A 10,033-nucleotide genomic window follows, 5' to 3' on the forward strand; every position below is an offset into this window, starting at 1 on the left:
GCGTCAGCGCGGCGCGGTGAGCTTCACGGCGTCCTCGGCCAGCAGTTCCAGACCGCCGCCCATGCGCGCCCAGCCGGGGGTGTACTCCGTGCGCGCGTACCACGAGTTGTCGGACGCCTTCGCCATGGAGAGCTCGCCCACGGTCTTGCCGCCGCGCTGGTACTCCACGCGGAAGGAGGGCGTGGGGGCCGGGCCTGGAGGGGCCTCGCCCCGGCCCAGGAAGTCCACGGGTGTGAGGCGCCACAACCGGTCATGCCAGTTGCGGGCGAAGTCGTCCGGAGTGCCCGGGGCGTCCACGGGCGCCAGCTGCACGGCGCCGGGGGGCTTGCCGCTGGCGACGAAGGCGCGGGACGGGGTGCCGGTGGAGATGACGACGCGGTCGAAGCCGTCCACGTCGAAGGTGTGCAGGCGCCGGTCCACGAGCCGGCTGGCGGCGGCCTCCAGGTCCGTGAGCAGCGCGGGGCCAAGGAGGAAGACGTGCCCGTCGGACGTGCGCTGGAGGTAGGGCGCGCCCCAGCCCGAAGCGGGCGCGGCGAGGCGGAACGTCCTGGGTGTTCCATCGAAAGTAAGCGTCAGGCCGCGCTCCGTCTTCGCGAGGCCGATTTCGGCCAGCTTCGTGTCGTCCAGGACGCCCAGGTCCCGCTGCGCGCGCAGTGGAGCGAAGCGGGCGAACAGCTTCCGCGCCACGTCGTTGCCACGCAGCTCGCGGGGCGGAGGCACGGGGGCGGAAGTCCCCGCGTCGGTGGGGGCGTTTGCGAGCGCCCCTCCATCGGAGCCTGCGTCGGACGTCGCGCGGCCCAGCGCTCCCGCGTCGAGCGTGGCACTTCCCGCGTCATCGGATGCACGGGCGAGAACGCCTGCATCCATCACGGATTCAGCGCCCGGCTTCGCGGGCTTGTTGCCCAGACGGACCCAGACGGTGTCGCGGTCCTGTGCGTCGCGGAACAGCTCCACGAAGCGCGTCTCCTCGTCGTAGCGGATCCGGTCGAGCGCGCTCGCCTGCGCGTCCTCCACCGTCACCTCGCCCGGCGCACGCGAAGGCTCGCGCTGCCACACGAAGAACGCGGCCACGAGGGCCACGCCCGCCAGCACTCCCTGCACCGCCACATCGCGCGCCTTCATCGCGCACCTCCCGCCACCACGGTGCTCCGGGGCGCGCGCCGTCCGCGCCGCCGCGTCACGAAGAAGCCCACCGCCAGCACCACCACCGGCATCCCGAAGACCGTCGCGTAGAACCACACGACGTCCTGCGAGCGCGTGTGCTGCAACGGCACGTCCTCCTCGCTCGACGTCGCGCCGGAGAGCGCCTCCTCGCCAGAGAGCCAGCGCAGCGTGTCCACCGCGAGATACGCATTGCCCACGTTGCCCAGGATGCCGTCACCCAGCGCATCCGCGTCCGCCATCACCACCGCGCGTGGCGCGGGCTTCCCCTCCCCCACCGGCCGCTCCACCGCCACCACCAGCGGCCACGCCTTCGTGACCTCGCCGGTCTCCGGCTCGAAGTCACCATTGCGGTCCGCGAACGTCTCCCCGTGCGCGCGCACGCTCGTGTCCAGCAGCACGCCGGGCACCGGCGGGGACACCTGCTCCAGCGCCGTCGCTCCCGGGAACGCCACCGCGCCCTGCGAGCCCAGCGCGGACAGCGACGTCACCGACGGATGCGAGGAGAAGCTCGCCGTGCCCAGGTTGCCCCGGTCGCTCTGCTGGCGCGTGGTGCGGAAGTACACACGGTCATTCGCCAGCGGCACGCGCAGCGACTTGAGCCCCATCGGCTGGAGCAGCGGCTCCAGCGCCGCGCCATCCGGCTCCAGCGCAATCCACAGCCGCCCGCCCCGCTCCCAGTACTCGCGCAGCGCGGTGGCCTCCTCCGGCAGCAGCTCCCGCGTGGGCCCCAGCACCGCCACCATCGCCGCGTCACCCGGCACCGCCGTGCCCAACCCTTCCGCCACCGTGAGCGTGCGCACGTCCACGTTCTGCGCGCGCAGCAGCTCCTTGAACTGCGCCACCGAAGGCCGGGCCGCTTCACCCGGAACGGGCCGCGTGTCGGCGCGCTCCCCATGGCCTCCCGTGAGGTAGACGATGCGCCGGGGCTTCGCCACCGCCAGCAACCGCCGCTGCACCTCCGCGTCCAGCCGCTGGAGCTGACCGCGCGCACGCTCCGGATCCAGGCCCAGCGTGAGGACTTCCTTGCGGTCGCCCCGCGACAGCACCACGGAGCCGTTGCTGCTGACCCCCAGCGCCTTGCCGCGGGCGGGCTCCACCGCCTGGTCCAACGCCTCCACGCCCAGTTGCGGACTCTCCGGCTCCAGGTCGCGGAAGTACTGCCGCGCCGCCTCTCCCACTTCGTTCGCGGGCGGGAAGAAGAGCGTCACCTGCAAGGGCTCGTTGAGGCCGCGCACCAGCTTGCGCGTCGCATCGCCCGGCTTCGCGGTCCGGAAGTACGACAGGTCCCACGTCGCATCCGCCTGCGTGGCCACGTACGTCGCCGCGAACGCGAACACGACGACGAACGCCACGCCCAGACCGGAGAACAGCGCGCTCTTCACCCGGCCCGTCTCCGGCACCGGTGCCCGCGCCATCGCCACGAGCGCGGCCTCCACCATCGCCAGCGGCACGAGCGAGCACAGGAGCAGCGCCGGGAACAACACCGCCAGCACCGCCGACAGCTTCGGAGCGGAGCGCGACAGCGGCTCACCGAGGAGCGCCGTCCCCACGTCCCCCTTCACGAAGTAGAGCACCAGCGCGGCCAGCCCCACGACGTACAGCGTGAGCACCCACCGCTCCAGCGCGCGCCGCTCGGTGGGCGCGGCAATCATCCGCACCGCGCGCCACGCGGTCGCGGCCACCACCACGGCGGTGCCCAGCGCGGCCAGCGCTACGCGGCCGGAGCCCACGCCCAGCACCCGCTCCGCGAGGAATACAGCCATGAGCCCCGCGACGAACGCACCCGTCGCGGCAAGCCCCGTCCCGAAAGAGGCCGGCGTGCTCATCGCCACCTCCGCGCTTCCAGCACCCGTGTCGCCGCGAACAGCGCCACGTAGGTGACGACGAGGTAGTAGACGACGTCCCGCACGTGGATGAGCCCTGCCTGGAACGGGGGGAAGTGCTGGTTCCACAGCGACATGGCGCTGAAGACGTCCGACAGCGGCTGTTCGGTGATGCGCGCCAGCAGCCAGCACAGGATGAGCGCCACCAGCATCACCGCGGAGAAGATGGCCGCGAGCAGCTGGTTCTTCGCGAGCGACGACCCGAACGTACCCACCGCCAGCGACGCGCTGCCCAACAGCAGCAACCCCAGGTAGCCCGCCGCCACGTGCCCGAAGGACACCTTGCCGTTCACCAGCACCAGCAGCGGCATGTAGAGCGTGAGCAACAGGTACAGCGCCAGGAACGCGAGCCCCGCCAGGAACTTGCCCAGCACGATGTCCCGGTCCCGCACCGGCGACGCGTACAAGAGCGGCAGCGTGCCCGTCTGGCGCTCCTCCGCCAGCAGCCGCATGGACACGAGGATGGCCGCCACGATGGTGAAGCCGCTCGAGTAGTAGAAGAACCCGGACAGCACCTCCGCGGAGCGCTTGCTCGCGCCACCCAGGGCGTACGCGTTGAAGAACAGCCCGTTCACCGCGAGGAGGATGGCCAGGATGACGTAGCCGCTGAGCGTGCGCAGGTAGCCGGCCAGCTCGCGGCGAGCAATCAGGAGCGCCTTCACGCCCGCACCTCCTGCCCGTGCGTCAGGCGCAGGAAGAGCGCCTCCAGCTGTCCCTCGTTCGCGTCCAATCGCAGTAACTCCAGGCCCGCGCCCACCACCGCCCGCGCCACCTGGGGCCGCAGGTCCGGCGCCGCCGCGACCTTCATTTCCAGCACCCCGCCCGTTCCTTCCAGCACCTCCACCGCGCCGAAGCCCTGGAGCACTTCGAGCGCCCGAGCCCGGTCACCCCGCACCTCCAGCATGATGGACGGACCGCCCAGGCTTCGCGACAGCTCCTCTTCACTGCCCTGCGCCAGCAGCGTGCCCTTGTGGATGATGAGCAGCCGGTCACACGTCTGCGAAATCTCCGGGAGGATGTGGCTGGACACGAGCACCGTGTGCGCGCCCTTGAGGCCGCGGATGACGTCGCGCATCTCCACGATTTGAAGCGGATCCAGGCCGCTGGTCGGCTCGTCGAGGATGAGCAGCGAGGGCTTGTGCACCAGGGCCTGCGCCAGCCCCACGCGCTGGCGGTAGCCGTGGCTCAGCGTGGAGATGACCTCGCCGTGCACGTCGCGCAGGCCGGTCTTCTCCTCGGCCTCGCCCACGTGGGACGCGGTGGCCTTCGCGGGCACGTCGCGCAGCCGGGCGACGTAGGCCAGGTACTCGCCCACCGTCATCTCCTCGTAGACAGGGGGCACGTCCGGCAGGTAGCCGATGCGCTGGCGCACCTCATGGGACTGGCTCACCACGTCGTGCCCGTCGATGACGACGCGGCCCGAGGTGGGCAGCAGCACGCACCCGAGAATCTTGAGCGTCGTCGACTTGCCGGCGCCATTGAGGCCCAGGAAGCCGATGACCTCGCCCTGGCCGATGGTGAAGGCCAGGTCCCGGATGGCCGCGTGCTCGCCGTAGAACTTCGTCAGCCCTTCGACCTGGATCATCAGGACTCCTCGAAGCGAGGGGGAAGCGGCGCACTTCTGTCGCCCCTCCCGAGGAGTGTCAAGCCTGGGGCCTACCCGTGGCGGTATTCCGCGCCGTCGGTGGTCCGGCCCAGCGTGAAGCGCAGCGCGGCCTCCAGGTCGGGCAGGAGGAAGGGGAACCCGTGCGCCTGGGCCACCGTGGGCAGGGCATGGGTGCTGGACAGCAGGGTCTCCTCGCCCATCTGCCCGAACAGGGTCTTCACCACGGCAGCCGGCAGCGGGAACACGGCGGGCCGGTGGAGCACCCTGCCGAGCACCTTCGCCAGCTCCCCCTGCCGCACCGCGTTCGGAGACACGGCGTTGACGGGCCCCTGGATGGACGGGGTGAAGAGGGAGAACTGGATGAGGCCCAGCACGTCCTCCAGGGACACCCAGCTCATCCACTGGCGTCCGGAGGCCACGGGCCCGCCGCCGCCCGCCTGGGTCGCGAGCGCCAGCTTCGCCAGCGCCCCACCACGCGCGTCCAGCACCACGCCGATGCGCAGGTGCACCACGCGGATGCCCGCGGCTTCCGCGGGCGCGGTGGAAGCCTCCCACTGGCGCGTGACGTCCGCGAGGAAGCCATCGCCGCAGGACGAAGCTTCGGTGAGCTCCTCGTCGCCCCGGTTGCCGTAGTAGCCGACAGCGGACGCGCAGATGAACACGCGAGGCTTGCGGGTAGCACGGGCCAAGGTCTCCGACAGCAGGCGGGTGGTCTCCGTGCGGCTCTTGAGGAGCTCCTGCTTGCGCGCGTCGGTCCACCGGCCCTCGCCCACGTTGGCGCCGGACAGGTGCACCACGGCGTCCACGTCCTCCAGCCCCGCCGCGTCGATGGTGCCCTTGTCGGGAGCCCAGGCGATGTCCCCGCGCGCGGGGTTCGCACGGCCGCGCACCAGCCGCTTCACGCGGTGGCCGCCGGTGGTGAGGAACGCCGACAGCGCGGAGCCCAGCATGCCGGACGCGCCGCCAATGGCTACGGTGAGCGGCCCCTGGGATGCGAACGCGGCATGGCGGCGCAGGTCCGCGCGGGTGAGCGCATGGCGGTACGCGAACACGCGCTCCAGGCGCTTGCGCGCATAGCCGCCGCCGAAGGTGTCCCCGAGCGTCCCCACGGGCAGCTCATACTGGATGGCGTCCTCCAGGACGGAGGCCTGGGGCCCCGAGGGGTTCATGCGGTGGTCGTGGATCCACTTCGCGAACGGGCCTTCACGCTGGGTGTCCTGGAAGGAGGACCCCTCCACGTAGGCGGTGTGCTCCGCGACCAGGCGCTGGGGGATGGGGCCCAGGTGGAGCTTCACCACGACGCGGGCGCCGGGGCGGATGCCGTCGCCGGTGCGGTCCACGACCTCCGCCGTCTCCCAGGGGGGCGACAGGCGTTCGAAAGCTCCCTCGCGGGTGTGCCAGGAGAAGAGGTCGGCGGCGGGGACTGGCATCTGGCTGCGCGCATCGAAGACGTGCGACTTGCCCATGGTTTCTCCTGGGGAGACAGTGCGGCCCGAGCATGCTTACTCCCGACCTTCTCGACCGTGCAGTTGAATTGCTGCGACGCGGCGGTGTCATCGCCCTGCCAACAGAGACGGTCTACGGACTCGCGGCCAACGCCGAGGACGAGTTGGCCGTGCGTCGCGTCTTCGCCATCAAGGGCCGTCCGGCGACCCACCCGCTCATCGTCCACATCCCGGACGAGGAGTACCTGCCGGAGTGGGCCCGGGTGGTACCGGACGAAGCGAGGGCGCTGGCCAAGGCCTTCTGGCCGGGGCCGCTGACGCTGGTGCTGCCGCGCACGTCAAAGGCCACGGACGCCGTGACGGGAGGTCAGGACACGGTGGCCTTGCGAGTGCCCGGCCACTCCGTGGCGATGGAGGTGCTGGAGCGGCTGGGCGGAGGCGTGGCGGCTCCAAGCGCCAACCGCTTCGGCCGGGTGAGTCCGACGACGGCGGAGCACGTGCAGCGCGACCTGGGCAGCGAAGTGGACCTGGTGCTGGACGGAGGTCCGTCCACGGTGGGCGTGGAGTCGACCATCGTGGACCTGTCCTCCGGAGCGCCCGCGATTCTCAGGCCCGGAGGTCTGGCGACAGAGGACGTGGAGCGCGTGCTGGGTCGTACGGTGCCGGTGCGTACATCCACCACGGTGCGCGTGTCTGGATCGCTGGCGTCGCACTACGCCCCCAGGGCAGGCGTGGTGCTCGCGGAGCCGGATGAAGTCGTGCAACGCGTGGAAGCCCTGCGTGCACAGGGGTTGCGAGTCGGAGTCCTGGGGCCCGCGTCGCTGTCATTGCCTGACGATGTGCAGCGCTTCGACGTCCCTGGAGAACCGGCGCAGGCCGCGCGGGTCCTCTATGCGCGGCTGCGCGAAGCCGACGAACAGGGCCACGACGTGCTCGTGGCCTGTCTGCCCGCCGCGAGCGGCCTGGGCATCGCCGTGCGAGACCGGCTCTCCCGCGCGGCGGCGCCCCGCTAGGCGCCCTTCCGGACCGGCGCGGTCCCAACTGGTCCGACAGTCGGACCAGTTCGGGAAGTGCGCCGCCGACAGGGCAGCCCCCGCCGGGCTCTCCCCTTCTCATCGGTCGGGAGAGGTTTCACGTCCAACGGCTTGGGACGGCTCAGAGGTCCTTCACCAGGTCCTGCCGCGCCTTCGTGCTGTAGCGCCCGATGAGGTCCGCGCGTCTGGGTGCGTACTTCGCGGACTCGTACTGGATGGCCATGATGCTCCGGGACAGCAGTGACCACTGCGTCAGGTTCACGTGGCTTTCCAGCGTGGTCCAGCGGTTGAGCAGCTTGGGACGTGACTGGGAGGACAGCATGCTCTCTGTCGTCTGGACGGTCGCGGAGGCCTCCACGTTCTCGATGGGCGCCAGGTCCGCGGCGAAGCGGATGGGCAGCTTCTCCCACTTCAGCGCTCGCGCCACCTCGATGGGTGCCTTCGGCTCGCCATACTTGCGCGTGAGCAGGTCCCGCATCAGCGAGTGGAAGGTGCGCGGATCCGCCACGTCCGGGAAGAACACGTCCACCGCCGCCAGCCGGTTGTCCAGGAAGCCCAGCGACACCTCCGCCGGCACCTCCGCGATGGTGGCCTTCATCCGCAGGGTTCCATCCGGGCCCACGGCCGCCTCGGGCAGCTCCGCGCGCACCTCGTCCGGCGTCATCCCCCAGCGGACCGTCTGGAACCCCTCCGTGCTCCGGTAGGTCTTGTCCTGCGCGTCGCGAACCGCCTGCCGCCGATCCAGCGCGGTGGGCTTCCCCGACGCGCAACCCGCGGACACACCCAACACCGCCAGCAGCCCCAAAGCCCCAAGCTTCATCCCATTGCTCCATTCCAAGACACGGGCCTCTTCCCATGAAGGCCCTCAATCGCAGGCATCGCTCGCGATGCGCGCGGCATGCGGACATAGAGGATCACGGGGTGCGACGAAAGCCGGGTCACCGAACGCCCCAGGGGCTTGCGGTCAGCAGCCCAGGTCGCCCAGGCTCTCTTCCTGGAGAGGGGAACAACCGCATGGGCATCGCCACGGGGTGGTTATGGGTCGTCCTGGCCATGGCCTCCGGCGCGCCTCCGGACCCTTCCGCCGAAGCCGTGTGCGGCCTCACCGCGCTCTACACCGCCGAGCGCGCCTTCTTCGGAGAGAAGGATCGCCATGACCTGCGCCCCGCGGCTGTCGGCTTCCTTCCCCTCCCCTGCACCGACGGCACCCGGCCACCCTCCCCAGAATCCAACTCCGTTGGCGGCTGCCAGTTCCTCTTCACCGTCCTGGAGGCGAGCGGCGTCCCGGATCCGGTCCTGAGGCTCGAAGCCCGGGGCATGACGCCCGACACGCAGGACCTGCGCTTCCTCCTGGATGGCCGCGACGCCATCATCACCCGCGCGGGCTCCGAGGCTCGCGTGGAGCCGGTGGACTGTGAGGCCTGGGCGAAGCAAGCCGACCCACTCTTCCGCTATCACGCCATCGTCAGCGAGTTCGATTGCATTGGCGGCCCCTACGCCCCAAAGCACCCGTGCACCGAGGCCCTCACCCAACTGACGGGCCTCGCGCGCGAAGGCGTGGGTGTCGCGCGAATGGAATACGCCGCGCATCCCACCGCGCGCGAGCTGTACCCGCTGAGTCCCCCCACCCCCGCCATGCTTCTCTGCGGCGTCACCGCCACGCCCCAGCAGCGCGGCCAGCTCGTGGAACGCCTCGCACGGCAGAAGCAGCTGCTGGACGCGGTCCTCGCGCTCCACTGCCAGCCGGAAGGCCTGCGCGTGGCCCTCCCCCGCCTGTTCCAGGAGGGCGCCTGCCCGGGTCCCCAGTGTCTGGCATTGATGTCCCTGGCCCAGCGAATCCGCCTGCCAGAGCGGACCGGCATCCTGGAAGGCCGCGCGGGGCCCCTGGCCCAATGGCTGTGGGGCCAGCCCGCCGCCGTGCAGCGCGACTTCCTGTCACAGGCCGCGGGCCTTCCCTCCGACCGGATCGACGCACTCCTGCGCCTGCGCAAGGGTGAATGGCCGAGCATCCAGTCCTTCCAGGGGACCCTGTTCACCTCGCTGGAGAACGCGTGGTTCGACCAGGTCCGCCGTGAGCATCCCGGCCTCTCCACGCTGCAGGACATCGTCCTTGAGCTCCAGGAACAAGGCACCGCCAGCACCGCGGCGTTCAAGCGCTGGACCGAAGCCACTCCCTGCTCCGAGCTCACCCACGCCAACGACATGGCCCTGTCCGCAACGCGGCTGCTCGCCATCGCCAACACGGAGGTTCGCTGCCCGGCAGAGTCCCTCTACATCCTGTCCCGCCACGTCGCGCAGCTGCCGCCTGGGGAGCTCATCGACGTGCTCAGGCCGCTGCCCGTGGCGCGGATCGGCATGCTGCGCAATGAGTTGGGCCTCGGCGCCCCCGCGCGCGCCGAGGCCCTATTCGACTGGGTGATGGAGCGCGACCCCGGCCTGCTCGACGGACTGGCCGCCACGCCCGCCGTCGTGGCGAAGCTGCTCACCCCACCCCACGCGAACCGGCTGGGCGGACGCGAGGCCGTCCTCGACCTGCTGCTGGATTGGCAGCGGAGCCCGCGCATCGCCCCGACCTACGACGCCCTCCTCTTCGTGATGGCCGAGGCCCTCAAGGGCACGCCTTCCGCCGCGCGCGTCAGGAACGTCGCGGAGCGGAACCTCCCCCCCGAAGACCGGCGGCACTTGCTGTCCGGCATCCTGCAAGCCCCGGACGCACGCCTCCAGGCTGCCGCCGCTGCGGGAGCCTCGGTGTGGAAGCAATCCTCCGGCATCCCCGCCCCCGCGGCACGCGCCTGCCTGGCGGAGGCCCGCGTCACCCTGGACTGCATGGCCACCCAGTCCAGGCCCTTGGGCCCGCCCCCGCCAGGCAGGCGCGTGCCGCGGGGGCGGGGATGCCGGAGG

General features: G+C 71.3%; 8 protein-coding genes. 2 read left to right on the forward strand and 6 right to left on the reverse strand.

Going from position 1 to position 10,033, the window contains the following annotated elements:
* Positions 1 to 3 precede the first annotated feature (3 nt).
* The 5 genes from D7W81_RS20280 to D7W81_RS20300 all read right to left on the reverse strand — a co-directional run bounded on the left by D7W81_RS20280 (position 4) and on the right by D7W81_RS20300 (position 6,119).
* Entirely contained in the window at positions 4 to 1,122 is a 1,119-nt protein-coding gene (locus tag D7W81_RS20280) for a hypothetical protein (protein WP_120557028.1), read from the reverse strand.
* Complete coding sequence (locus D7W81_RS20285; RefSeq protein WP_120557037.1) at positions 1,119 to 2,990, reverse strand: motility-associated ABC transporter substrate-binding family protein; 1,872 nt, start codon at positions 2,988 to 2,990, stop codon at positions 1,119 to 1,121. Before D7W81_RS20285 ends, D7W81_RS20280 begins: the two co-directional genes overlap by 4 nt.
* Positions 2,987 to 3,709, reverse strand: a complete 723-nt coding sequence (locus D7W81_RS20290) for an ABC transporter permease (RefSeq protein WP_120557029.1) — start codon at positions 3,707 to 3,709, stop codon at positions 2,987 to 2,989. Before D7W81_RS20290 ends, D7W81_RS20285 begins: the two co-directional genes overlap by 4 nt.
* Entirely contained in the window at positions 3,706 to 4,632 is a 927-nt protein-coding gene (locus tag D7W81_RS44150) for an ABC transporter ATP-binding protein (RefSeq protein WP_120557030.1), read from the reverse strand. Before D7W81_RS44150 ends, D7W81_RS20290 begins: the two co-directional genes overlap by 4 nt.
* A 71-nt stretch (positions 4,633 to 4,703) precedes the next feature.
* Positions 4,704 to 6,119, reverse strand: a complete 1,416-nt coding sequence (locus tag D7W81_RS20300) for a TIGR01777 family oxidoreductase (protein ID WP_120557031.1) — start codon at positions 6,117 to 6,119, stop codon at positions 4,704 to 4,706.
* Between the two features lie 68 nt (positions 6,120 to 6,187).
* On the opposite strand from D7W81_RS20300, the gene D7W81_RS20305 reads away from it, so the two are divergent.
* Complete coding sequence (locus D7W81_RS20305) at positions 6,188 to 7,111, forward strand: L-threonylcarbamoyladenylate synthase (RefSeq protein ID WP_244227313.1); 924 nt, start codon at positions 6,188 to 6,190, stop codon at positions 7,109 to 7,111.
* A gap of 142 nt (positions 7,112 to 7,253) precedes the next feature.
* On the opposite strand, the gene D7W81_RS20310 is transcribed toward D7W81_RS20305, so the two are convergent.
* A complete protein-coding gene (locus D7W81_RS20310) occupies positions 7,254 to 7,952 on the reverse strand; it encodes a hypothetical protein (protein WP_147445558.1) in 699 nt (232 codons plus the stop codon).
* A gap of 194 nt (positions 7,953 to 8,146) precedes the next feature.
* Between D7W81_RS20310 and D7W81_RS20315 the strand changes: the two genes are divergently transcribed.
* Positions 8,147 to 10,033, forward strand: a 1,887-nt coding sequence (locus D7W81_RS20315) for a hypothetical protein (RefSeq protein WP_147445559.1), incomplete at its 3' end; no start/stop codon positions are given.

It is taken from the genome of Corallococcus aberystwythensis (assembly GCF_003612165.1).
GTDB classification, from domain to species: Bacteria; Myxococcota; Myxococcia; order Myxococcales; family Myxococcaceae; genus Corallococcus; species Corallococcus aberystwythensis.

Excerpts from the sequence above, each read along its gene's own strand:
- D7W81_RS20280 (WP_120557028.1), bottom strand. The coding sequence starts at position 1,122 with ATGAAGGCGCGCGATGTGGCGGTGCAGGGAGTGCTGGCGGGCGTGGCC.
- D7W81_RS20285 (WP_120557037.1), bottom strand. The coding sequence starts at position 2,990 with ATGAGCACGCCGGCCTCTTTCGGGACGGGGCTTGCCGCGACGGGTGCG.
- D7W81_RS44150 (WP_120557030.1), bottom strand. The coding sequence starts at position 4,632 with ATGATCCAGGTCGAAGGGCTGACGAAGTTCTACGGCGAGCACGCGGCC.
- D7W81_RS20300 (WP_120557031.1), bottom strand. The coding sequence starts at position 6,119 with ATGGGCAAGTCGCACGTCTTCGATGCGCGCAGCCAGATGCCAGTCCCC.
- D7W81_RS20310 (WP_147445558.1), bottom strand. The coding sequence starts at position 7,952 with ATGAAGCTTGGGGCTTTGGGGCTGCTGGCGGTGTTGGGTGTGTCCGCG.